22 protein-coding genes are annotated in these 24,562 nt (G+C 63.2%); 7 read left to right on the top strand and 15 right to left on the bottom strand.

Features of this window, described 5'->3' with window-relative positions:
• Positions 1 to 28: 28 nt before the first annotated feature.
• From AWC31_RS03085 to AWC31_RS03095, 3 genes are read left to right on the top strand one after another with little or no spacing between them, the layout of a single operon-like run.
• Positions 29 to 913, top strand: a complete 885-nt coding sequence (locus AWC31_RS03085; protein WP_085142582.1) for a hypothetical protein — start codon at positions 29 to 31, stop codon at positions 911 to 913.
• Entirely contained in the window at positions 910 to 1,269 is a 360-nt protein-coding gene (locus tag AWC31_RS03090) for a hypothetical protein (protein WP_085142585.1), read from the top strand. Before AWC31_RS03085 ends, AWC31_RS03090 begins: the two co-directional genes overlap by 4 nt.
• Before the next feature lie 59 nt (positions 1,270 to 1,328).
• Positions 1,329 to 1,769: a histone-like nucleoid-structuring protein Lsr2 gene (locus tag AWC31_RS03095; protein ID WP_085142587.1), complete on the top strand. Its 441-nt coding sequence runs from the start codon at positions 1,329 to 1,331 to the stop codon at positions 1,767 to 1,769.
• 304 nt (positions 1,770 to 2,073) lie between these two features.
• Here the strand turns inward: AWC31_RS03095 and AWC31_RS03105 are convergent, their stop codons facing one another.
• The 9 genes from AWC31_RS03105 to AWC31_RS03145 form a co-directional block, all read right to left on the bottom strand.
• Positions 2,074 to 3,519, bottom strand: a complete 1,446-nt coding sequence (locus tag AWC31_RS03105) for a hypothetical protein (protein ID WP_165765895.1) — start codon at positions 3,517 to 3,519, stop codon at positions 2,074 to 2,076.
• A 296-nt stretch (positions 3,520 to 3,815) separates the two neighbouring features.
• Complete coding sequence (gene mycP, locus AWC31_RS03110; RefSeq protein ID WP_085142593.1) at positions 3,816 to 5,237, bottom strand: type VII secretion-associated serine protease mycosin; 1,422 nt, start codon at positions 5,235 to 5,237, stop codon at positions 3,816 to 3,818.
• A 14-nt stretch (positions 5,238 to 5,251) separates the two neighbouring features.
• The gene (gene eccD, locus AWC31_RS03115; RefSeq protein WP_085142595.1) at positions 5,252 to 6,730 is read right to left on the bottom strand and encodes a type VII secretion integral membrane protein EccD; all 1,479 of its coding nucleotides are present in this window, start codon (positions 6,728 to 6,730) and stop codon (positions 5,252 to 5,254) included.
• Positions 6,731 to 7,201 (bottom strand): hypothetical protein, encoded by a 471-nt coding sequence (locus AWC31_RS03120; RefSeq protein ID WP_133060075.1) that lies wholly within the window; start codon positions 7,199 to 7,201, stop codon positions 6,731 to 6,733.
• A gap of 17 nt (positions 7,202 to 7,218) precedes the next feature.
• Positions 7,219 to 8,328, bottom strand: a complete 1,110-nt coding sequence (locus AWC31_RS03125; protein ID WP_133060076.1) for a CpaE/TadZ family protein — start codon at positions 8,326 to 8,328, stop codon at positions 7,219 to 7,221.
• Positions 8,329 to 8,405: 77 nt separating this feature from the next.
• Positions 8,406 to 10,475 (bottom strand): hypothetical protein, encoded by a 2,070-nt coding sequence (locus AWC31_RS03130; RefSeq protein WP_085142603.1) that lies wholly within the window; start codon positions 10,473 to 10,475, stop codon positions 8,406 to 8,408.
• A 10-nt stretch (positions 10,476 to 10,485) separates the two neighbouring features.
• The gene (locus AWC31_RS03135) at positions 10,486 to 13,140 is read right to left on the bottom strand and encodes an ATP-binding protein (protein ID WP_165765896.1); all 2,655 of its coding nucleotides are present in this window, start codon (positions 13,138 to 13,140) and stop codon (positions 10,486 to 10,488) included.
• Between the two features lie 5 nt (positions 13,141 to 13,145).
• Positions 13,146 to 13,472 carry a hypothetical protein gene (locus AWC31_RS03140; protein ID WP_085142607.1) on the bottom strand — a complete coding sequence of 109 codons (327 nt, stop codon included), beginning with the start codon at positions 13,470 to 13,472 and terminating at the stop codon, positions 13,146 to 13,148.
• A 27-nt stretch (positions 13,473 to 13,499) separates the two neighbouring features.
• Positions 13,500 to 13,817 carry a hypothetical protein gene (locus tag AWC31_RS03145; RefSeq protein WP_133060077.1) on the bottom strand — a complete coding sequence of 106 codons (318 nt, stop codon included), beginning with the start codon at positions 13,815 to 13,817 and terminating at the stop codon, positions 13,500 to 13,502.
• Positions 13,818 to 14,336: 519 nt separating this feature from the next.
• On the opposite strand from AWC31_RS03145, the gene AWC31_RS03150 reads away from it, so the two are divergent.
• Both AWC31_RS03150 and AWC31_RS03155 read left to right on the top strand, forming a co-directional pair.
• A complete protein-coding gene (locus AWC31_RS03150; protein WP_085142612.1) occupies positions 14,337 to 15,554 on the top strand; it encodes a hypothetical protein in 1,218 nt (405 codons plus the stop codon).
• 43 nt (positions 15,555 to 15,597) lie between these two features.
• Complete coding sequence (locus AWC31_RS03155) at positions 15,598 to 16,026, top strand: hypothetical protein (protein ID WP_085142614.1); 429 nt, start codon at positions 15,598 to 15,600, stop codon at positions 16,024 to 16,026.
• A 60-nt stretch (positions 16,027 to 16,086) separates the two neighbouring features.
• On the opposite strand, the gene AWC31_RS37285 is transcribed toward AWC31_RS03155, so the two are convergent.
• The 5 genes from AWC31_RS37285 to AWC31_RS03165 form a co-directional block, all read right to left on the bottom strand.
• Positions 16,087 to 16,260 carry a hypothetical protein gene (locus AWC31_RS37285; RefSeq protein ID WP_165765897.1) on the bottom strand — a complete coding sequence of 58 codons (174 nt, stop codon included), beginning with the start codon at positions 16,258 to 16,260 and terminating at the stop codon, positions 16,087 to 16,089.
• 274 nt (positions 16,261 to 16,534) lie between these two features.
• Entirely contained in the window at positions 16,535 to 16,702 is a 168-nt protein-coding gene (locus AWC31_RS37290; protein WP_165765880.1) for a DUF7461 family protein, read from the bottom strand.
• 353 nt (positions 16,703 to 17,055) lie between these two features.
• Positions 17,056 to 17,199, bottom strand: coding sequence for a hypothetical protein (locus AWC31_RS37295; RefSeq protein WP_165765898.1), 144 nt, complete (start codon positions 17,197 to 17,199; stop codon positions 17,056 to 17,058).
• 188 nt (positions 17,200 to 17,387) lie between these two features.
• A complete protein-coding gene (locus AWC31_RS03160) occupies positions 17,388 to 19,346 on the bottom strand; it encodes an AAA family ATPase (RefSeq protein WP_085142617.1) in 1,959 nt (652 codons plus the stop codon).
• Between the two features lie 48 nt (positions 19,347 to 19,394).
• Positions 19,395 to 20,756 carry a hypothetical protein gene (locus tag AWC31_RS03165; RefSeq protein ID WP_133060078.1) on the bottom strand — a complete coding sequence of 454 codons (1,362 nt, stop codon included), beginning with the start codon at positions 20,754 to 20,756 and terminating at the stop codon, positions 19,395 to 19,397.
• Between the two features lie 445 nt (positions 20,757 to 21,201).
• Here AWC31_RS03165 and AWC31_RS03170 point away from each other — a divergent pair, with 445 nt between their 5' ends.
• Complete coding sequence (locus AWC31_RS03170) at positions 21,202 to 22,164, top strand: hypothetical protein (RefSeq protein ID WP_085142621.1); 963 nt, start codon at positions 21,202 to 21,204, stop codon at positions 22,162 to 22,164.
• A gap of 56 nt (positions 22,165 to 22,220) precedes the next feature.
• Positions 22,221 to 23,846, top strand: coding sequence for an ATP-binding domain-containing protein (locus AWC31_RS03175; protein ID WP_085142623.1), 1,626 nt, complete (start codon positions 22,221 to 22,223; stop codon positions 23,844 to 23,846).
• A gap of 264 nt (positions 23,847 to 24,110) precedes the next feature.
• On the opposite strand, the gene AWC31_RS37060 is transcribed toward AWC31_RS03175, so the two are convergent.
• Positions 24,111 to 24,488, bottom strand: coding sequence for a hypothetical protein (locus tag AWC31_RS37060; protein ID WP_133060079.1), 378 nt, complete (start codon positions 24,486 to 24,488; stop codon positions 24,111 to 24,113).
• Positions 24,489 to 24,562 lie beyond the last annotated feature (74 nt).

The following is a 24,562-nucleotide window of genomic DNA, read 5'->3' on the forward strand; positions in this document are numbered from 1 at the left end:
CGTAGGGCGACCCTTCGGAGGATCCGCGATGATCAGGCTTGACGCGATCAAACAGGAAGTGTCCCAAATGGGTTTGGTCAAAAATCTGCTTCCTGGCGAGCCGCACCTACTGGTCGTCCCTGATGCACTACGCAATCATCCTCTGGTCAAGCAACCCACCGACCTGGAGATCTATGCGCTCAGGTCAGCGATACTCGTCGGCGAAGTGTTTCCAGCGCTATACGACAAGCTCGAGGTCGACTTCGTACGCACCGACCCCAACTCCGGCTCCCGACACCGAAGTGTCCCGGCCCTTCGACTGACCTACATTCCCGAAGGCATCCAGGATGCCCGTGTGACAGAACGAGTCGACAAGAACGCGACACTTCCCGACAACGTCCGAGCCTTGGTCCACCGCACCTCTCACCGCGCCGAACTGGCCCGGGCCCTGTGGGAAAAGCGCTGGCCGGTCCGAGTGATCGCGCATGAGTTCGGATGCTCCAAGACGCTGATCCGACGCGACATCGACCGCAAGACACTCGATCACACCGCCGTGGCCCGATTCGCCGACCAAATCCCTTCTGCGCCGACGATTCTGGTCACATCAAAGCAGGGCGTTCACGCGAGAGACCGTGACACAGAGTTCGAGTTTCGCAGAACCGTTGGGGTTGAACGCCTTAACGATCTCAAGGCACGCGTCGAGCAGTACGCAGCGATGTGCCTCGACGGCAGCCGTGCACAGTTTCAGACTCGCCTTTTCGCCACCCGATTGTGGCTCGATGTGGAAAGGACTGTCCGGGAAACCGGGGTTTCAGCGTCCAGAGTCGCCGTGGAGCTCGGATACACAACTTCGGGGATGCGCAACGCGATCGCCCACGCACACCGCCTCGTAGAATCGAACGCACAAATCCAGAAAGAAGTGGCCGGCCTATGACTGCGCAATTCGTTCTCGCCCCACCCCAATCGACCAGTCCCACTCACACCGCCGACGTCCTCGGCAGGTCAGCGGCCGCGGCCGCGATCCTGTGGAACTGCCACCTAGCAATCTCTGGACCGGACAAGTTCTTAGACGCCCTGTCCACCGCGCTGCGTGTGCCGCCTGATCGGCCCCAGATCACCCCGGGAACGCCCTACAACGGTGCGCTCGTCCGGCTGGCCACTCGCGCGCACCGCATCGCCACCGAGCTCACCACGCAGACGCAGCTTCGCCGAGGTCCTCGTCGGCGGGTGTGCCAAACGATGTACGTCCAGGCGTTCAACGAATACCTATCCCGCCAGCAGCCGCGGTAACAAGCCGCACGCGTTACGCTGCTCGGCGAATAGCACACCCCTGACTCGAAGGACGCTGCGTGGGCAAAATTGTGACAGTCGAGTACGTCGATGATCTCGACGAAGTCCCCGTCGATCCCGAAGTGGTTGACATCGTCGAGTTCTCAATTCGCGGGAAGGACTATTCGCTTGTCCTTAACGCCGAAAATGCTGCCGAGTTTGACAAGGACATGGCTCGCTGGGTCACCGCGGCCAAGAAGGCCCAGGCCCGCGAAGCCCGGGCGGCGCGCAAGAAGGCCCAACCCGCACGTCGGCCGGCCAAGGCCCAAGCAGCGCCGCGAGCCAAGGCGAAGGCTGCAGCGCGCAAGCCAACTGCGCGCAAAGCCACCCTCAAATCAGCGGCGCCGGATCCGCAGCGCGCCAAGGCGATACGCCAGTGGGCGCGGGACAATGGCCATGCCGTCTCGGCGCGTGGCCGGATTTCCGCCGCGGTCATCGCTGCCTATGATGCAGATCATTGAGCCGAGCTAGCTAATCACGGTGACCGATTTGGACGCTGGCCAGGAGTGCCACCCCGTCGATCCCAACAGGACACGTACGACAGTCTTATGCGGGTTCCACTCCGTTTCCGGTAGGTGCACTCCGCGCACCTGAACGTACATGCCGTTGTCCAGTTGGATTTCCTCACCGACGTCGAGCTGGTCTGCCCGCTTGACAGTTTCCACTACCGAAACGCCTTGCCGTAGGTTCCGACGACACTCCTGCCCTGCCCGTAGCTTCTGCGCGACGGGCGCTGCCTGGACCACATTCCGCGCGGCGGCTGGTTCATGATCGGCTCGTCGACTGGTCTTGCGGGTCGGCCCGCCTGATGAACGTCGTTGGTTCATCGCGCGAAATGAACATCGTCGGCGAATCGACAGGCGCGGGTTTGTCCTGCCGTGGCGCCTCCACCGGTCGTGGGCGCCGCACTTCAGTCCTGGGCTCCTCTACGGCCTTGCGAGCGCGGGCTTCCATTCCCGGTAGGTATCGCCGTTCTTCGGCTGTCATCGACCACGGCACGGTGACCTGGTTGTGCCCGGTGGTGGCTACAAGGCTCCCGTTGTTTTCCACGATCGAGAACTCCGGCTGGACGGTGAAGTGGTCGGCGAAGGCGATGACCGTTGCACCGGTCGCGGCGAGGCGTTCTGCTTCTGCTGCTGGGCAGACCACGATGCCGGCGTTGGCCGCGGCGCCGATCGTGAGCAGTGGCGAGTTCACGCGTCGCACGAATTCTTCCCATTGTTGGCTGCCGTCGGCTCGTTTGAGTATCTCGACGGTGATGGGCGCAGTTCCGATCGCCATTCGCAGCACCATGTGCTGGGCCATGGTGCGGGATCCGACGAGCCACAGGACACGCCCGGACGCCGGATCTACCCGCAGGAAGCATCGCCCCAGATCCGGTGAGGACCCCAGGTACATGCCGGCACCTCCGGGGTGCGCGACGGGCATGTCGGAATCGGCAATGGGGTGCAGCGGGATCGCTGGTGCGGGCCCGGCGGCCGGCGGCATCGTCTGGGCCAGTACGCCGACTTGTTGCCTGGATGCTGCCCGCAGTCCCGCGCCTTTGAGGGACCGAACGATCCGGTCTGATTGGGAAACGTAGCTGGCGGTGTATCCGGCACGTAGTGTGCCGGCATTCTCGCGGACGATGGCCAGGTTCTCGTAGATGCGGTGCGCAGGGATCTGTCGAGCCAAGTGTTGTGACCTGGCTGACCACGAACTGCCCTGCGCGACAACGCTGAACACCTTGACCGAGGATGCGTCTCCGAGACGATTCGAGTGGATGTGTTCCAGCGCTGAGGCCACCTGTGCGGCTTGTTCGCTGCCCAGGGCCCGCAGAGCTTTCTCGGACATGATTCTGGCGGTGAATCCCTGGGCTTCCAACTCCACCCGAACCCTGGACGCTGCTTCCCACGCCGCGGCAGGGATCCCGCCGTCTTTGGCACGTGCCCGAATCGCTGACAGCGAGCTCATCGTGGCCACGGTGACGACAGCGAACGTACGGCCTCCGGTGTGCACCGGTACCGGCCCGATCGCGTCGCTGACCGCAGCTGATGCTGAATGACCGATGGGCAGGGCGGTGCGGTACCCGTGTGTGACGACTCGGATCGACTCACACACGATGTCACGCTGGCGCATCTTCTTGGCAAGCCGCTCCAAATCGATGTGCTTTCCCGAAATGGCGCCCGATGAGGAGACGGTGGTCAGCGCGAAGGGTTGCGCTGGTGACACTTCAACCCACACATTCATCGCGGCGCCGTCCCAGGCCCACCCTATTCCGTTGTGAGATCCATACTGGCAGAACACTACTGGCGTGTTGCCGTTGCGCCGGATTCGACGCCATTGCCACATGCTGGCGCCCCGAAACTTCACCAGCACTGTCAAGACGACGCAAATCGCCGTGGTTGCGATGGCGAGAAACGCGATTGGGGGCACGTGCCCCAGCGCCATCAAGGGCACCAGCATGATGAGGCTAGCGGCAACCAGCACCCTTGTTTCCCAACGGATTCCTAGCAGGCGTCCGTACATTACTGGCCCCTCTCGTCGTCTGCGACACCCGCTCTCAGGTATGCATACAAGGCCATGCACACCGCGGCGAGGATGCCGATACCCAGTACGGTCAGGCCCACCGCGCGCCCTTTGTCGATGACGGCAGGTTTGATCGGTTCGGGCTCGGCGAACACGTCTGGAATGGCGCGCGAGGGCGGCGGACCGGGCTTGACGACCCCAGTGAGCGCCCGCACTGGATCGACATGTCCGATTCCGAACACGGGATCCATTGTGCTGGCGGTGCGCCGCGATGAGTTGACGATGATCTCGCGGACCTGCGCAGCGTTCAGCGACGGGTCCGCCTGGCGGATCAGTGCGGCCAGGCCGGCCACCAACGCTGATGAGAACGATGTCCCCGATATCGGACCGGTGCCGTCAGTGGTCAGTTCGGCGTTGACCAGGCCGCCGTTCTCTCGGCCTTCGGGATCAATCGAGATGATGTTGATGCCTGGGGCGCTCACATCAACCCATGGGCCCCACAGGGTATTCACGTACTGGTCGCCCTCCAAGGTCGATCCGCCCACGCTGAGCACGAACTCGTCGACGATCGACGGAATAGACCATGTCGCGACCGCTCCCCAGCCGTCCGTGGGATCGGGCAAGTCCGGGCGGGGATTCTGCTTGCAGTCTTGGGCACCGACGTTGCCGGCAGGGGTGACGAGCACGACGTCCTTATCGACAGCTGCATAGCGCATTGCGCCCCTCAGCTCGGCCATCTCCTTGATCTGTGTGCCAGCCGGCACACAGGCCGTCACTGACATGTTGATGACCTTCGCGCCGAGGTTGGCCAGGTGCACGATCGCCTTGGCGAGCAGGTCCAGCGACGACGGCTCAGGATCGTAGTAGTTGGCCTTGGTATACATCCCGGAGGTTTGTCGCACTGTCACGATCGTGGCATCGGGCGCGACACCCACGAACGCATCGGTGTCTGATGGCGCCGCGGCGATCAAGCCGGCTACCAGCGTCCCGTGGTGGTCGCAATCGAAGGTGCCGTCGGTGTCGCCGATGTAGTCGCCGGCCGGCTCCAGATGCCGCAGCCGCTTGTTGGGGTTGACCCCCGAATCGATCACCCCGACCCGAATCCCGGCACCGGTGGCGTACTTGTGCAGTTCACGAACGTCAAACACACCCTTGCTCATCGCCGGGATGGACGAGAACTGCGAGTCTGGCAGCACCGCTGAAGTGGCGCAGGTCTTGGTTTGGCGCATCGGAACCGGCTTCCCATCAACGGCTGACATCGGCGCCCCGTCGGCCGGAACGGGGTCAGACGACTGCCACTGTCCCGGGTGGTCGAATTCTGCCGTTGCCGTGGCCGGCCACGCCACCGCAGAGACCGCGACAATGAGCTCGGCCGCCACCAACGCCACCAGCGATCGCATGGCCTGAATCGACGGTTTCACTGACGTGACTACTTTCAGAATCCGATGTGCAACTGACGAATACGCGTGTATCCGTCGACCAGGAAGTACAGGAGCACAATCGGCGGAATGTACAGCGACGCCTCCAAGAGCAGCAGTTTGCGCCGCAACGGCTCTGCCATCTCAGGCGCCTGGCGCCAGGTGCGCGCACCGAACGCGAACATCAACACCGCCGAGATCCCCAACGCAGCACCGATCATCACCGGGCTCGTGTGAGCTGAAAACAGCAGCCCGACGATGACGGCGAACCAGGACAGCACACCCGCCGACATCACGGTCGCTCGCAGGCCTTGATCGACGGCCCACGTGCCGAACAGGTACAGCAAGGCGGTCACCGTCGACACGTATGCCAGCTGCATCCACATGTGGCCGCTGTCGACGAGCACGGTGGCCGCCAACGCAGACACGGCCACCAGGACCGAGGACCCACCCGCCACCGAAACCATGAGGTTGTGCATCGTGACTGCGCGCGCTTCCTGGTTGACTTCGCTGGTCAGACTCTGCCCCGAGGATGCTGACCGGGCCATTTCCACCACGTCCATTGCTCTGGTCAGCCGAAGTCGTTCACCGGGTGCCGGCATGCCGGGCAGCTTGATTCGGGCACCAGACATCGCGGTCTTGTCGCAGAAGTACACCGACGCAGAGGCCAGCAGCATGATCTCTGACGCGACGACGTTGCCGCTTTCAGACCACACCAGGTTGATCAGGATGACGACGGTGACGACCGCGGCCGGCACCCCCACCCCGTAGTGCAGCCACAAGGGCTCCCGTATCGCTCCGGCCAGCAGCAACGCCGCCAGGATGATGCACACCGCACCGGATGCGACATGCCACCGCCCGGGCGCGCCGGGCACGATCGCGGCGCCCACGGTGAAGGCGCACACATAGACGGTGACCGAGTAGGACAGCAGCACTGGCGCGATGCCGCCGCGCGAGAGCTGTTTGAGCGCAACCATGATGAACAGCGACAACACCAGCATGCCGCCGGCCGCGCCCACCAGAGGCCAACGCAGGTAGTCCATCCCTCGGTACAGCACACCGCACAACCCCACCAGTGCGGCCATCGCCGCCACGAGCGGCGACACGATGCCGTAGAACCGCTGCGACGACTCGCTGGTCCACCGGGAAAAGAACTTCTCCTGGGTAGATGCCACAGCCCGGGCCGGGTTCGATGTGAATTCTGGGTAGTACTCGTTGCGATCGGTCGACGTCAGCACCAGGGTGTCACCGTCGAACACCTTCATGTCCGCCAATGTGGCATCGGGCGGGAAGGGCCTGCCGATTTCTGGGGTCAACATCAGTTCGGCGGACTCATCCGCCAGGAACGGAATCGTGTACCCCTTGTCGCGAACAAAGTAGTTGGCCACCGTGTAGGCCAACGACTTGACCGGGCGATTCAGCGGGAGCGAGATATCGACCACGACGCTGTCGGCATCGACGCTGACAAGGACCTTGTCCTTCTCTTGGATCGCCATTTAGGCATCCACGTCTTTGGGCTTGATCTTCGAGACCACCGGCTTGGGCCTCGGCTTGCTCCGAGGAGCAGCGAAACCCATGGACGCCAGCAGCTTGCGCGCCACCAAGCCGGACGCAACGACCTTGTCGATCGCGTCGGCGTACCGGGCCGCGGCTTCGTCACGCTCCTTGCTCGCCGATTCAACCTCACCGGTCAAACGTGTTTGTGCATCCCGTATTTCGGCCTCGGCGCGCTGCTGGACCTCACGGACCTCTCGGAAAGCCCTGCGTGTCACCTCATCGATCTCGGCCTGCGCCTGCTGCTCGACGCCGGCGAACCGCTGGGCGGCTTGCTCGGCCGCGGCTTTGCGGTCGTTGAGTTCGGTCGAAATCCGAGCCAGGTAGTCGGACACCTCTTCAATGTTGGTCGGCGCCGGAACATTCTCGTTCAGGTCCGCAGACTCGTGCGTATCCATTGCTGTATCAGTCAATTTGGGTCTCCGTTCCTCTATACGGTCAGGCGGGCAACGACGGCCGCGGCGATGGTCACATAGCGCTTGCGGGTATCGGCATCAACGAGGGTGAGATCCACCGGGCCGCCTTCTGCGAGATGCTCGTCATAGCGGGTGTACAGCACCCGCTTGAGGCCTGCCGCCGCCCCGCGGTCATCCCCGCTTTCGAACACCGGCTCGAGTCTGGCCTCGTCGATCAGCGGATCGGCAGGGCTACGGTGGTTGACCACCACCACCATCGATGCCACCAGATCGGGACGACGCATAGGCCCACGAATGGCCTCAATCAGCTTCTGCGAGAGCCTCACTGCGTCTTTCTCCGGCGTGGTAACCAAGACGATGCTGCTCAACCCCGATAGCAGAGGCCCGAACAGCGGACTGTCGCGATGCGGCATGTCGATCAGCCGCAGCGGTCCCTCTTTCGGAAACTTCCTGAACACCTCCATGAACTCCGGTGCGGTCATCCGGTCCTCTTCGGTGTCATTCGGATTGCCGATCACCATGAGCCCCTGCGGGGTACGCGTGAACATCGAACCGAAATGCTCACCACCCATGGGGTCCCAGCGGTACAGCGCCCGCGTCGACTTGGGTGAGTTCATCCCTGAAGCGTCCAGGGTTCGCCCAAGCAGACTGCCCCCGTAATCAGCGTCGATCGCGTACACCGGTTCACGACGCTGGTCGGTGAGCGTGTTGCCGAGCATTTGCAACACCGACGAAGACCCAACGCCGCCTTTCGCGTGCAGCACACCGACGTATTTGATCGTCGGCACCGGCGCCTGAATGGACCGGCGCTCAGCTTCGTAGGCTTCCTCGGCAGCCGTCGGCGGCAGGCGAGTACCGAGCATCCGGTTGAGGCGGCCGCGCACACCAGTGGTGGCGTGGGGGCGTCGCGCCACCCCGAATTCCAGCCCCGGCGAAGCAGCACCGCCCGACGGACCCTCCCAATGATTGCCATTAGTCGAAGGCACCGGCGCGGCCGGAACTGGATGAGCGGGCCCGGGAGCGGGCCCTGCCGGCGGCGAGACGGGAAGACGGTACTGCGCCCCGCCGTCAGAAGGTGGATTCTGGGGCCGGTATAGCGCCCGGTAATCGACCTTGTCTGACATGGCGCTCCTCCTAACGAGTTTCGGGTTGACAGAATTTTCTCCCGATATGTCCCCGCGTGGGCGGACACGCCGGACGCTCAGATCCGCGAGCCCATCACGTACTCCCCCTCGGCCGGATCCACGACGTTTCGGGTGCCGTCGTTGTACATGTAGACCTTCATTCCGGGGTCGCCGTCCGCGGACACAGGAATCGCGGTGGCTCCGCTGGCAGCTAGTACGTACCGGGCCCGTTCCCGCTTGGCCGCAGCCGATGCAGATCGGCGCACCGCTTCCCGCCCATCGCGCTGCGGCGTGGCCTCGGTCGAGTTGGTCGCTGCGGCGACCCGCATCCGCGGCGCAGGGGTGTATGAGCGCACCATGGGGGCTATCAGTTCATCGACGTCGTTGTCGCTGCCAGAATGATCCTCCGCGCTGGTCGACCCGAGGCCACCGAACACTGCTGCGCTTTTAGCGCGAACATCCGAGGCGCGCATTTCTGCGCTGTGGTCACCATCGCGCGCGGACGCCTCGCCGGTCCCGGCGCTGGTTGGCGGCTCCCCTACGGGGCTGCCGTTGTGCACAGCAGGGCCAGGTTCGGGGGCGAGCCGGTGGGGTCCCAACCCTCCGAACACAACTGGGCTGGCTACATCGACGTTGTTTGTGGAGGGTTCGTGATGCCGCCCTGGTGCTGGCTCTGAATTGGCGATCGCGAGATCGGGGGACAGACCAGGGGGTTGGTCAGTAGGTGCGGCCTCGCCGTTGACGGGTGCGCTTCGGTCCGGCACCTGCGGTGGGGGCGCAGGCCAGGTAACTGTTTCCGCGGATCGCTCGCGGGCACCTCCCACGGTGATCACATCAATAGCGCCATCAATGGTTTCGCGGTCGGCATCACTGAGAGCTGACATACGCCCAACCTCCCCCTCTTGGCCGCCGGCACTGCCGGGGCGCAGCTTGCCCTCGACTGCGGCCGCCCCAGCAGCCAGTAACGCTGCGCCGGGAAACATCGGCACATGCGAAGCCACGCGCGACGTGAATGATGCGATGTCAGCAACGGTTTCGCGAAGTGGCCGTGGCGTCACGACACGGTTGAGGATTGAAGTGGGGCTGCCATGAATAGCACCGGTCCTCCGTAGTATCGCGCCGGTAGCTTCTCGGCAGAAGAAGAACAACGCAATGACGGCGACCATGTACAGGATCACTGAGAACGTTGGCTCGCCGTCCGTCATCGCATTGACGATCGCGATCGACAGGGCAGGGCCAACTACCGCGAAAACGTTGACAACTGCTGCAGCGAGCGTGTGGCCGGCGGCCACTATTACCAGTCGGCTGGGGATAACCAGCGCCTTAGTGTCGAATAGTGACTTGATCAGGAAGTACAGCAGCGCAAACCATTTCCACGCTGCCATCGTCACGTGATACAGGTACATCACGAACAACACCAGCCCGTAGATGAGCAGCACAAGGAAGAACAGCCCCAGCACGACCGCGGCCACAGTTGCGCCTTGGGGCGCCTCCGCCAAAGCGGGCGCGCACGCGGGTGCATTGCCCCGGTCCATGGCCCGGGAGAACTCGTGCACACACTCGCCGGTCAGCGGACGACCGTACATCAGCGATTGGGTGACCGGGCGTATCACCGAGTCCATGAGGTAACCGCCAACCCCAGCGCGCCCGTCAGCGCCAGCGGCCGCAGCGCTCTGTTCGTTCAGGAAATCGGTGACCAGATTCGGAATCCACGTCAGCGCGCGGTCCATCAGGTAAAACGGGTTGCGCAGCAACCACGAGAAGAACACGGTGAGCACCACTGCCACCGCGATCCGGTTACGGTCCTGGCCCAGGCTGCGGATATTGGCCCGCCGGTCAACAAACGCCCAGGCGATGTAGCCCAGCAGCGCCAACGTCATCACCGCCGCCGGCGGAACAATCTCGAAGACCCGGCCGAACACAGCGTGGTACACGTCGCCCAGCGCCGATAGCACCGTATTGGTCGACGACATCAGCGACAGCACGGCCAGCGCGGCGCTGGCCAGCCACGTGTCGGCCTGGTTGTAGACGACCATCACCGTGGCATTGGCCGCCGAGCGGGCCACATTGAAGCTCAGCAGATCCGCGTAGAATACCTTGTACCGCGACAGCGGTGTGCCGTCGGAGTCCTGGAAGTCGAAAAACACGGTGCGCCCGCTACCGCTTGCCGGCAGGCGATTTCAAATTCGCCGCGTTGATCGTCGCCGCATCGTAACGCTCCATCCGCTCGACGTCGCTGTCAGCCTTCTGTGCGCGAATCGGCATCACTTCGGTGAGCGACTTAACCCGCAGCTTCATACCGCGCGTTGAGAAGTACCCCTCCCCTTCCCTGCCCCGCACCGGCTTACGTTTGCGGTTGGGATCTGGATCCAAGGGCGACGTATCAGTGATCAGCCGTTCGAGCAGCCGCTCGGTGACAGGGTAGTCTGCCCATTTGAGCGCCGCGGCGCCATTCGCAGTCGTTTCCTGCCGATACACGAGTTTGGTATTGATGCGCTGATAGTGGCGCTTGGACAGCTCATCGGTCAGCTGAGAGAACCCGTACACCGCCTTGCCGAACTTTCGGCCCTCCCGGTCAGGGGTACCGATCAAATCCGACAGCAGATCCTGATCGTCGTAGGAGGCGAGCTCGTCGGCGAAGAACCTTGCTGGGCCGGGCATCCGGTCGAAGAAGTACTTGGTCATTCGGGCCACGGCCGTGTTGACCATGTAGGTGTATCGCTCCTCGATATCGAAATCAGCACGCGGCTTGTCAGGCTTGGGCAGTCGCAGTCCTCGCACCATGAAAACGATGTTTCGCGCCGACGGACTGAACACCCTCCCTTCTGCAATCTGCTCGTCAGTCGGAATCATGCAGCGCAGCATCGGCGTGCTCAGCGCCTCACTGGCAACTGGCTGGAGATCCTTCCACTCGTACTTCGAGTGTTTCACGATGTGGACCAACACATCTCGGGACGTTCGCAGTCCGAAATCGTGTCTATAGCTGGCTTGAGCGATCCGTGTGAGTTCCGAGGATGCAGCTGTTCCTGGCCGGACCGAGAACAACAGCGAGAACCACTCAATGAACGCGCGCGCGGCGTAGTCAGGATCGTCGGCGAAAACCAGGAACGGGTCGCAGTACACGTTGCCATGCAGGAAGTCCACGATCCGATACGAGTCATAGGCGGTCACTGCTACCGCCCATTCCCCTTGCGGATCGAGGATCCACGCTGGGATCTTGAAGTCGTTGAGCCACGAGTGGATCAAGTGGCCGGTGTACGTCTTGCTCGAGCCTTGCGCGCCGGAGAACATGATTGAGCCGTTTCCACGTGTTGTCGCGGTCAACACGTCCAGGTGCGCCAGCTTGCGCAGAGCGTTCTCGTCTGTCCAGAAGATCGGGGGCCCCATGCCATCGCCGGCGGCGATCCGGCGCACCGGCATGAACCCGGCCAGCCGCCACGCCGTGGTCTTCTTCTGCAGTGCCCGCACAGTCGCCGTCTGCGGTGTGCAAGGGAACATCGACTTAAACAACGACAGCTGCGCGCCGGGCACTGTGCGCAGGACGAATCCTCGGCGGTAGACCTCTTTGGTGGTGGTTGACACCTTTTCATTGAGATCGTTGAGGTTGGCCGACCCGAAGGCCACCAGCACAGTCACCCGTAGGCCGCATGGATCTTGTTCGTCATGAAGGGCATTCGCGGCATAGGACGCCAGATCCTCGCGCTTCGCCTGGTAAAGGCTGGCACGAATCTCTGTCGACGAGTTCGCCAAGTCGTAAACGTTGATATCTTCGAGCAATTCCTCCAGGTTCTCAACGTCGGTGTCCTCTGGGGCTGGCTGTATCCGGATCATGAAATCGCCATCCGCACCGCCGATCTCGTTAACAACCTCGGTTAGCGCATTCACACTCGCAGTCCGCGTCTTCGGGAAGCTTGTAAACGCGAGAACCTGCTGATAGGACACCGTCCCATCAGGCGCTTCGGGATGCCGAGAAGCAGGCGGCGACACCGCTAACGCTCCACCTGCACGCAGCGACTTGAAGTTGGACCGGAACGCACGCTTGTACTGCTTCATACGGTTCTCGAACTCGTCCTTGGGCAACAGCGCACGCATATCGTCAAGGAACTGCGTGTACAGCGCACGGCTATCGGCGGCATCGTCAACAATCAGTGGCTGGAACGATCGATCACCAGTGGTGGAACCCGCGTACGGTTGACGGTCCAACGTGGGCTGAGTGGGCAAATCGAACACCGGGACCTCGACACCACGCAACCGGCTGCGCTCGTACACCCATTCCAGATCGCTGGGGACCGTCCGCCATGGCAGCATTGGCCGCGGAATGGCGGCTTCCACCTTGGCGCGGAACTCCAAGACGTCACGATCCTTAACATGCTCGTGCGGATTGGACTCGAAAAATCGTGACGCCAGACGGTCGGTGAAGCTGACCGCTGTCTGCATCCGCACCGTCAACCAGAACACCCGGTCGATCTCGGCGTCACCGGCCTGCTCCATATCACGACGCAGTGCCTCAAGGTGATCGCGCAACTCTGGGTATCTGTCGGCGCTGTAGTCCGGCAGGCCATCGACGATGCGGTTCATGACACATTGCGCAGATGTCCGTGTCTTGAATCCGCCGAGGGTGTACTCGGGAGGTTCGAGTTCGGCCACGCCGGCGAAAAGCTCCGCGTTGAGTTGGTGGCAGGCCATGAACATCGACAGGTCATATGGACTGAACATCGGCCCGAGCAAGAGATAGTTCAGATACACCGCCCCATCAGCGGTGTAGACCACGTTCTCGGCACGACGAACGATTCGTATCGGGTAGTCAGCCACTGCGTTCAATCCTCCAGTGTCGTATCGAGATTGATCCATGTCCGGTTCCGGGCACCAGAAATGAGAGCCCCCACAATGAGCGGTTCGGTGAGCGTGTGGTTGCGGTCCACCGCGTGCAGCCAATAGGCCACCTGCATCGTCACCACCAACGCCACGGCCGCGCTAACACCCGCTGCGATGGCACCCGGGAGGCCCGGCGCCAGCAGCCCAATGACAACCGCTATCGCCAGGCCGGCACCCAGCAGCGACAAACACACACTGCCGAAACGCACCCCCAAGATCACCAGCTCAACAGCGAACTTGGGTGACCCGTTCCATATACGCGCGCGCACTTGGTATCTCCGTCTGAAGGGATGCGTTCAGAAGGGCAGGAAGTCGGAAAGAAAGGTGTTGCCGAAGCCGAAGATGTTCGGCAGTTTCAGGGCGAAGACTCCGAGGATTACGCCGGTCGCAGTGATTCCCAAGATCTCGGGCATGGCTTGTTTGAAGTTGCCCTTTTTCTCCCGGAACGCCCCGAATGCGAACCACAGGGTGAACCCCATTACGACCGCTGCGATCACCGTCGCCGCCATGGCGACAAGATTGCCGATTGTGTTGCTCGACGTCCCATCGCTGATGCGGGCAGCCACAAACTGTGTAGCCGCTACCGCGTTGACCGTCAACACATTTGCAGTCATGCAAAGTCCTCCATCCAACTGAGTCGGGCCGCTGCTATCCAGCGCAGCACTCATCATCACCGGCTCTGCGCGGCTGTAGTTGCGACACACCTTTGGAAAACCGCGCCCTACTCGGCCGTCAGTCAGCCCTCACCAACGCGTGCGACGAAGTGCACAACGAGCAACGCTCACGGCCAACAGGGACCCACAGCTGGCCTGGACAAAATAGGGATTTGTGGGGGTCCCCCGGACAACGACACGCACCACGGCTGTCACCACGCCGAGCGCAACAGCAGCCGCGCCGGGCCGCGCAACGGCCCCGCGACAAGACCGCCAATCGGGACATCCTTCGCCACCAACGCCGCGCGGAGGCTAACCGCCAGGCCGCCCAGACCGGTCCCTGCAGGTCTAGGCGACGCCGCGCCGCCGTGGCAGCCGCGACGTCTACGCGCCGGCGGCCCGCACCCTGACCGGCAAAGTCCGACACACAGCCACACTGATCTACCTGACGGCGATCCGTCACGTAGTACCATCAGAGTTATGACGGGAACCGAAGACGCATACTTGTCGCGGATTGAGTCACGACAGGCAGCCCGCGCCGCCTACCTGGCCAAAGCCCGCCACGGAGCCGAAGCAATTGGCCGCGACGCCCTCGCGCTCAAAGATCTCGGCATGTCGGTAAGCGAGATCGCGCGTCGCGTGAACATTCCCCGACCGACCCTCAACGAATTCATGGCCGCCGCAGCGAACTCAGATACGCCGGCGGGAGCGGCGGCACCGGCGCCTCCCCTGCCCGTCCTATCAGGCAGCGATCTCGTCGAAGCCGTTCAAGCCGGCGGCCCGGTCACCGAGATCGCGGCATCGTTCGCCGACTCGGACACGATGTTCCTTTCCCGTGAGCCGTTCACGCGGTTCGCCAACCCGAACTGGGGGTCCGCGATGCATATCCCCCATCTGATGCTGCGCCTCGAAGAGGCCAGCTGGATCGGCGTTGCCAACGCGACAGTGGGCTATGGGGGGACAGGACCCGGCAACGCTCACCGCGCCCTCTCCAGCGTTGGGATCGACGATGAAATCGCCAAAGAAGTCGCCTTCTACAACCGGGTATCCCACGTCATCTTCGACGACGACGGCAATCCCGACTTCCGCCAGAAAGGTTTGCAGTGGCCGCGTTTCGGCCTTACGACCCCTGAGCCATTTGGTGACAACCTCGATCGTTTTCGCATCAAGATGTTGGTCACCGACGGTGCTTCGGATGACGACGAACCAGCAACGTTCCGGGCGCCCGACGTTGTCAACAATGGCTTCTACCCAAGTCCGCCCGACGACCTGACGCTATGGCAGCGTTGGCTGAAGTACCTCGATGATCCCCCAGCCTGGCTCCCAGGCCCGGAAACGCGCCACGGAACGCTCTTCACCTCACTGCAAGCCGCCGGCGACGCTGGGTTCTCCGATGAAACCCTCGCCGAACGCGCGGCGATGCGCGCCGCCGTACGGATCGTCGACACTCCGCATTCGACGTACCCGCTGATCATCGAGCAAGGACCGATCCAGCTCTGGATCACCGCCTACACCTCCGCCGACCCCACCGTGTGGGTACCCCCGGAATTCCACGACATCCTCCGCGATGCCGGCCTCCTACCGACAGACGTGATCGACGCTGACAGGGCCTCAACACTACGCAAACTCGTCAGCCGCCACCGCAACCGCCGACCCTCGTCAATCCCCTTGGGCCCAGGGCACGCCAGCCTTCCATGAGCGCCTCAAGAACCCCAAAGCCCCACTACCACAAAGGAAAACCATGGACGATCCCAAACCACAGCTCCCCCAACCCCTGACGCTACAGGACCGGCCGCACCACACCCCGGCCCGTCGCCGCGGCCTGCCCATCATCACCGCGATCGCAGCCAGCGTCGCCGCGATCGCCGCAGTCGTCGCCGCCGGTTACACCATGCTCACCTACAAGACCAACCAACTGGGCATATCCGGAGCCATCAAACCGGGCTACGAAGCGGTCTGCATCGCGTACAGCGACTTCGTACTGAACCAAGCTGCCAACGGCTACACACCCGAACAGATCCAACGGGTGATCGACTTCGCCGGCAGCCACACGCTACTGCCCGGCCGCCCAGACCAGTACCACATGCCCAACCGATGGCCGAGCATCAGCGACCCCAAAGCGTGCGGCACACCAGCCCAGATCATCGAGCAAGCGCGCCCCAAGCCGTAATCCTCCGACGGGGTGGCGGACCATGCTTACCAGGCGGTGTGTCCAGTGCTGTCCGGCGCCCTACGACGAGCCCAGCGGCGAACCGGCGAGCTTGTGCGCTTCAGCGTCGTCGACGGGCCTGCCACACGCCGCGCAATACCAGCCTCCCTGGGCGCTCTCCTGAAGCTGCCAAGCCTCATGCTCGTGGGTCTCGATCTCGCGCCGCGCCCGATCAGTTCCCTTTTGCATAGCCACGATGAACCCCCTACTCCTGGCAGACCCGTGTGATCCGCTCGAAGTCGGGGAACGCCTTCAAGCCTCGACCACGGTCGTCAACCGTTCGGCCGCAACACGGCGATTTCCATACCGAGCAGTCGGCGTAGCGAGCCGTCACCGTCACTGCCCCGAGATCATAGAGCCGGGAACAGTGGCTGCATCGCACTGGCGACGTCATACGTGTGGCCGCTTCACATTCGACCTCGGCGTACAACCTGCCCTGCTCATCGAGTCGCATCACCATGGCCATCCTTTACAAGTCACCCAGGTCGGCTTTCAGTCGTTCCAGTTGCGCTGCAAGCTCATTGCGGTATGCCACGTTATGCGCTCGATCCGGCTGGCCGATGCTGGCGGTTGCCACGTCGCAGGCGTGCTTCCACATATCTTCCAGTTCCGCGATCTGCTTTCCCAACTCGCCCACGGGGCATACCTCCGAAAGAGCCGATAGTTTCAGTGAGTACATCACCCTTGGCGGCGCGCCATGCGGCTGCGACACAGATCATCTCGGGAGCATCGCCACGCCGAATTGCCGTACGGCACATAGGCACATAGGCACATAGGCACGCTGCCCGATCCGGTGGCAAAGGTAGCACTCCTTGGTTCTCATCCTGGGCGGGCCCTACGTTGGGTCGTTCGGGACATTGATCGTGAATGTTCCGTTGCGCGGAGGTTTGTCAGGGTCCAGGTCGAACACCTCGCACAGGCAGTCATCACCGCCCCACATCGGGCACAACTCGGCCCTACAGCCGTCCATCGCCGCCTCCTTGCGGTCGTTCAGCGCTCGCCGGATGCGATCTGGTCGAATGCGTGTTTGAGCTGACTGATCATGTCCAGCTCGGCGCCATCGAACTTGTCGTGCCACTTCTCGTAGGCTTCGCCGAGCCGATCGGCTGTGACCTCTGCCGGATGTCGTTTCATGATCTCCTCCCGCGGGTGCACTCGCGTTGTTCAGGTGACGGCTGGGCAGATCTTGCCCGCGTCATGCTTGCCTGCATGGACGCTGGGGCCCCTAGTCGCAACCATGCACTCATGATTCCCAGGTGTGCGAGTCGACAGTTGCGACACACCAATCCAGCAATCTTCCGGCGATAACACCTACCCGTTCCCTATCCCGTGAGGAGATACCGTTTCGGCTCGACCAGCCGCCAGAATGCAGCCTTCACATCCTCGGCCGTGACCTGCGCGATCTCGGCATCGGTGAACGAGTGAACATCGCGACCGCTTCGTCCTCGCCGCGTTGATCCGATCCGGCCCGCAGTCTCAATCAGGTCCCTCATCAGCCGAGCGTTGTTGAGTTTGTCGGCGAACAACGTTCCCGGGGTCACTTCACGCTGCAGGATTCCGAACTCGCCTCCGACGAACAGGTCCTTGACGTCGGGATCAAGGACCTTTCCGCGTTCGTTGGCGCGGATAGCGAAGATCTCGTACAGCTCCTCGTTGGAGTAGGACGCGAACTCGTAGCGCAGCGGGAACCGGCCACCCAAACCGGGGTTGACCTCCAGCAGTGCGCGCATCTTGTCCGGATATCCGGCCAGCGCCATGATCGTGTTCTTCTGGTACAGACCTTCAGACATCGCCACGATCGTGTCCAGCGCTTCCACGCCGAATGGATCAACGCCCTGACCGCTAGCGTCGGGCGGCTGAGCCAACGCATATGCCTCGTCGATCAGAATGTAGCGGCCGGTGTACTTGGTGAGCGCGTCACGAGTTTTGTTCGCAGACTGGCCCTGATATCCGGCGACCAGATCGGCGCGGAACAGGACCACCGGCTCGGGCTCGTCGACCAGGCCGTGGGCGCAGAACACCAGCGCCAAGTATTCAGTGATCGTTGTCTTACCGGTGCCTGGGTGGCCGAGCAGCAGCGAATTGAAGTTGGCGCCTTTGGTTCCCGTGCCCCGGGACCGCTGCACCCCTTCCTCCGCAGCGGCGAACGACAGTTCTTCCATCTCGGCTTTGAGCGCTTTCATGCCGATGATTTCCTGCAGCTTCAGCTCAGCGCGCTCAAGCATGCGCGCCTGCTCAGACTTGCGCTGCTGCTTGCGCTCCAGCTCGGGGTCAGGCTCGGTCTCGGGGTCCCACCGGTCACGCCGACGCGAAATCAGGTCGGCACTGGTCACCCGCAGCGGCAAGATCCCCGTGCTCATCGCCGCCCGGGCGCGCTGGGTCGGATGGATGCGCAGCGACTCCGACAGCAGCTCCGACGCGAGGGTGTCGCGGCCTTGGGCCTGAGCCATCCGCGCATGGTTGAACGCTGACAGGGACACCAGCACCGGCATGGTGGTTGCGCGCTCAACTTCGGTGAAAATGGGCTCGGCAGTGCTGAATTCGCCCAGCGACGCATAGGCGAGGGCTTGGAAGTACATCGCCAGATACCAGGTGTTCAGTTTCATGGTGTGACCCAGGGCGTCCGGGTCGCCTGGCTGCAGCGACCGGGTGCGTTCGTTGCTGTATCGGCTGCCGACTGCGCCGGCGACGTTGATCAGGGTGTCCCACAGTCCGGCTTGGGCGAGCAGGACCATGTGCGCGCCGTCGAGGCCTGGGCACAGGTTGGAATCGAATCGCCCGAGAAGATCGCTGGCTTTGGCGAAGTCCTTCGTCTCGACGTAGCGCAGCGCCAGTGCGGCCCTGGCTTCTGCGGGGCTGGTCAATGCCCAACGGGTGCCGGTGTCCTTCCATCCGAACGTCGCATAGGGCCGCTCCACCGGTTGGCCACCGTTGCGGGAGGAGTAGAACTTCGCGGCCTCTTCATACAGGGTGCCGATCAGATTGCGATTGCGGTTCAACGCCTCCAGCTCGCTGGTCTTGATCTCCGATGCGATGTCGGGCTCCATGTATTCGCGGATCGCGTACTGTGCGATGACCGCGTCCGGATGCGGATCTGTGCCGGCATCGTCGACGGTGAGCTGCTGGGCGATGTAGTCGAATCTGCCTGCCGCCTCAGTCGCGTGCGCCCTGGCCCGGCCCGTGTCCCCCGCAACGTTGCATTTGAGGGAGTCCACCCACTTTTCCAGGGCATCGGCGTACTGCCGGACCATGACTCGCGGGATCTGGAATGTGGCTTGCATCAAGGGCTCTCCTGCCTTGTCAGTAGGGTTTCCGGGTAGAGATCGGGGTCACCGTCGGGCGGTGTCATACCCCATGAATTTCAGGGCTGACAGCGCGAACGTCTTGTCGACATCGTCGCTGTCCTGTGGCGTTGCGACCGTCTGCGTCGAACGCTCGGGACGTTGAGTGGCCTGGACGATCAAGCTGATGCGCGTTGCGTTGAAGCATTTCGGGAACTTCTGCTTCTTTGACACGGGCGATAGATCGGTGATCTTGATCGGGTCAGGTTGGGGCTGTCCTTCGGGGACAAGGATTTTGACCTGTGTGACGACCCTGTGGAGGTCCCATTCGTTCGTCCCGCCGGCGTGGTCCAGCCACAGACCCGGGATGAACTCGACACTGCACACCGTGACCTCGTGACCGAAGTCGATCTCCATGAAGGCACTGTCGATGCCGTGGGCACGTGTGCACACCCAGCCATCGCCCTTGTTCTTGCCGAACGCGCGGGCCGCTTCGAACCCTTTGACGTCACAGCTGGATCCGACTCCCCCGGTTGGTTGCAGCTCGACGAGTCCGGTATCGGCCGCCGGCTGCTGGCCGTTGGGATTGACGACGATTTCTTGGCCGGCGTTGTTGGGCGGCGCCTCGGGAGGGGTGCTGCCGCGGCCGAACAGTCCAACGGCCACCAGGATCGCGACGAGTAGACCGGCAACAGCCTGGATCGCCGTCGGCAGTCGGCGGAAACGTGTCCATGCCTTCTGCGCCAGTTCCATCGGTGCCCGCACGTACGCGGGAGGCGGTTTCTTCTCGCCGAGGTGGAAATCGTCGGATCCGTCGAGGGGTTGTCCCACATCGACGGCCGCGGCGGCGGGATATTGCATCGCCGGGCCGCTGCCTGGTTCTGCCGGCGGCACCTGCGGGGGCAACGGTGGGGCGATCGGCTGGTTCTCGTACGGGGCGAAGCCTGCAGGGTCTGCGGAGCCATCGTCGGGTTCCTGGTCGCTGGTCTCCGGTGTCACCGCGAAGACCGCGGGGTCGTCGTGGCCCTGGTAATCGGTGATGGTGGCGGCTGCGTCGGCCGCCGACTCGGCGGCGAACACGCCGCGGCGCCGTGCCTCTTGCTCTGTGTGACGTCGATACTCCTCGTCGTCGTCGACGACGGACACCGTCGCCACCGAGTCGTCATGTACATGGACTGGTCGACCTCCCTTGGCAGCGAAGCCCTCGATGAGCGCACCGATCGATCCCCCGTCAACGATGTCTTTGAGTGTCTCCAGTCGTGACGTGACCGCCTGGCGCTCATCGTCACTGAGAGCCGCAGAAACGCTGATCGATTCTCGAGCCTCACTCAGGACACGCGAATAGTGGGCGTCGAGCTCGTCAGCGCTCAACGTCCCGGACTTCCACCGCTCAACAAATTCAGTAGTCATAGGCACTCCCGCCGCCAGTATCTCCACTTTCTTCAAATCCTGGGGGCGACAAGGGTGTGTCGCGCGACGGCCACCGCCCGCGACACCATACGGCTGGCCGCCGGAGCAGTCCGCAACACCGCTCCGCTGTGGCATTCACCGTGGCGCATTCTGTTGCGCCGCTCGGAGTCCGCGAGGTACTCAAAGCTGTGGCGGGCTTCGTTGCGCCCGAACGACCGCGCAACCAAGCCAGCCGACAGTACGAAACAAGCTGATAGGTCGCCATTTAGGCGAACCCACCGCGCCCGGCGAGGACCGTGCCGGACGGCACTGTTCGTGGCGTCGTTCGTGGCGCGATATTTCCGGTGGCGTGTCACAACTACGCAAACGTATTGCCGGTGATGATGAGTTCTCGCCGGGACAAAGACCTTCCCGGCCGGATCGATCCATCGCAAGGAGTCGCGTCGTGGGGTTGTTCGACAAAGCACGCAAGCTCAATCGGAAAACGCAGAAGCGGCTCTACGTCGCCGCGGTCCTATGCGGACCGGCAGCGCTGGTCATGTCCTTCATCGGAAATGAGCGGATCAACGCTCTGCCAGCTCCGAACCCGGTCGACGTTCCGGCCGAAACCGCCCTGGCAGACAAGGCCTCCAGATTCGGCCGCGACTTTCTCGTGCTCTGGCTCGCTGGATCAGCCACGCCCAACAGCCAAGAACTGCAAGCACGCATCGACGAGATATCGAGCATCCCCGGCGGCATCCCGCTACCGCCGACACCGTTCAGCGTCACCGACATAAAAGACCTTGGGCCAGAGAAATACACCCAAGAAGCCGACGGCGACCGCAACTGGATCTTCGACTACGACGTGATCGGAACCGCCCCCGGGGAACTCACACCAACCAAGCGCCGATACAGCGTCCAGTTCGTTCAGCACGGAGTGTCCTACCGCGCGACCCGCACACCACTGCCAATCAACCCCACAGCGACACCCTTCCGCGTCGAAACCGGCTACCCCGAAACCATCGACCCCTCCAGCGCCCTCGGCAAAGCCATCAGAGACTTCGCAGACGCCTACCTCAAGAAGGGCGACAACGCGAGCCTCGGGCGCACCGTATCCGGCAGCTTCCGAGACAACTGCGAATGCGGCGGCGCACCCGCCCAAGCATCCCCATACGAGAGCACCGAGACTGTCGCGATCTACGGCAGCGCTGTCCCGCCGGCAGATCCGGAACCCGGGAGCACCGTGCACGTCTTGGCCAGCGTCAAAGCCAACGTCAGTGACTCGTCGTTCCAAACCATCACCCTGCCCCTGGAAATGCTCTACACCGACCAGGGCCAGTGGGTCGCCAACGACCTAGAAACCGACGCCCGCTACGGCGCGTCGACTGAGGCTCCCTCCGAGAGCGCAGACGCCAAGCCTGGCCGCTGACCCGGACCTGTCACACCCACGCGCAACAATTCACACCGGCAACCTGGAGGAACACCGTGCCCGTCCTCTTCACCCCGTCCGCTGAGCAGCGGGCTGTGATCGATGCGTACCTGCGCGGGGAAGACCTCGCCGTCCAGGCCGGCGCCGGCACCGGCAAAAGCACCACACTGGCGTTCATCGCCGACGCCCAGCGCCGCCACAGGCCCGGCGCGACCGCCTGGTACCTCACGTTCAACAAGCGCAACGCCGAAGAGGTACAGGCGACATTCAAGAAGTACGGGCTGACCAACGCCCGGGCCTCCACCGCGCACTCGTACGCCAATCGGGCCTGCCGCGCGAAACCATCGCTTCGGCACATGGTCGAGCGCCTCAACCGGCGCGATCTCAAAATCGGCGAGGAGCTGCGACTGCTGGGCATCGGACGGGCCTCTCGTTGCCTGGCCGCCACCATCGACGTCGATGCGGTCACGCCCACCGACGACGGGATCCGCGTTCCGCGCCACGACCCCTCGTTCACCGTCCAGCGTCGGTTCTACACCTTGACCCGCAAGACAGTTGACAAGTTCTGCCAGTCCGCCGACGACGAGGTCACCTGGAAGCACGTGCCGTCGCTGGCCGAGCTGCAACCCCAACTCCGCCCGCTCGTGCGCCGCGAACTCATCGCCAGCGGCCAACGAATGTGGGACGAACTGTGCACACCGACCAGTCCGCTGGGCACCGGCCACGGGCACTACCTGAAGGCGTGGGCGCTGACCCGACCGACGATCGGTAGCCCCGGTGACGTCCTCCTCTACGACGAGTGCCAGGACGCGAATCCTGTTCTCGCCGAGGTGGTTGTCGCTCAACGCGGCCGCGTCCAGCTGGCCTTGGTCGGCGACGAATTCCAACAGATCTACACCTTCACCGGCAGCGTCGACGCGATGCAAGGATTCGTCGCCCTGCCCGGTGTGACTGCGCTGCCGTTGACGGAGTCGCGGCGCTTCGGGCCGGCGATCGCCGCCGAAGCCAACAAGGTGCTCGATACGCTCGACCCCGCGGGCAGCGGAATCCGCCTCGTAGGTATCGGCCCGAAGAACGGGCAGGTGCGGCACCGCTACACCGATGCTGACACCACCGCGGTGACCGCGATCGTCTGCCGCACCAACGCGCTGGTCATCGACCGCATCATGACCCAGTTGCAAGCCGGCCGACGCGTGTACTCCACCATCGACATCCAAGAGCTGCAACGACTCGCAAAGGACGTCCAACTCGTCGAAGCAGGCCGGGCCGAGGAAGCAAAGAACACGGTCCTGCAGGGCTTCACTGACCTCGACCTGTGGAATGAATGGCTAGATGATGACGAACCCGAAAACCAGGATTTGCGCGACAAAGTCAAAGTGATCTTGGACTACGGCATCGCTCAGATCGCCGAGCTGGCCTCAGCGCTGGAGGCCAAACCACAGGACGCCGATGTCACTGTCTCCACGGTCCACAAAGCCAAAGGCGGCACCTGGGACAGCGTCCTGGTCGACATGGGTGACCAGCCAATCGACGACGAAGACGACGAGAAACTGCGCCTGCTCTACGTCGCCTTGACCCGAGCCCGACACCTGGTCCTCTGGAAGCCACCCGCCGACACGAACGTAACCACGCGCGCCCGGGTCCAACAGGACCCCAAACCTGCCAGCCGCGCGATCGCATAGCGCCCACTGCAGGGCCGGGCCCACCCTCGAACGAGCCACGCACCACCACGGCGCGCAACATCGTCGTCCACATCGTTTCCGCCCCCGGCGCGCCACCGGGTCGCAGCCCAGCCGGCGACGGGAAGCGTCGGCTGGCGTCAGCGTTCAATGCGAGGCCCGATAGCGCGATTCGCTCGCTGACACAATCTGCCTACGGTTCAAACTCTTCGCGGGGACAGATGGCACCGACTTCCGCTACGTCGGACCATCCGCGGCGAACGTGATTCAAAGTAGCCCGCTGTCGTCCACGATGTAGCACGTTCCATTGTCGGTGCGCTCAACGTCACCCACGTAAAACGGATACCCGTACGGCATCAGAATGCCCTTTTCGTCGAGCGCGCGACGTTTCTCGGCATTGTCTTTCTCCACCCATGCCACGGCTCGCAGCTGGGCCGCCACTGCCTCCGCGCTCGCGTCGAAGCAGTGCGAACCGCTGGCGACGAGGTTCTCGATCGGCTCATCTGCTCGTTGGTGCTTGAACGTCGCGACTGGAGCGATTGCCGCGGCCCCTGTGGACGGCGGTGGCTCGCTGGGGGACGCAGATCCGCCCTCACTGCCACAAGCTGAAATGGCGGAGCAGACGATGGCGAATGCTGATGCCATACCAGCTATTTTGCGCATAGGCCAAGCATATGCAAGACGGCGGTTGGCGTCGATCGCCCTCGGTCTAAGCGGAG

Source organism: Mycolicibacterium wolinskyi (assembly GCF_002101965.1).
Taxonomy (GTDB): domain Bacteria; phylum Actinomycetota; class Actinomycetes; order Mycobacteriales; family Mycobacteriaceae; genus Mycobacterium; species Mycobacterium wolinskyi.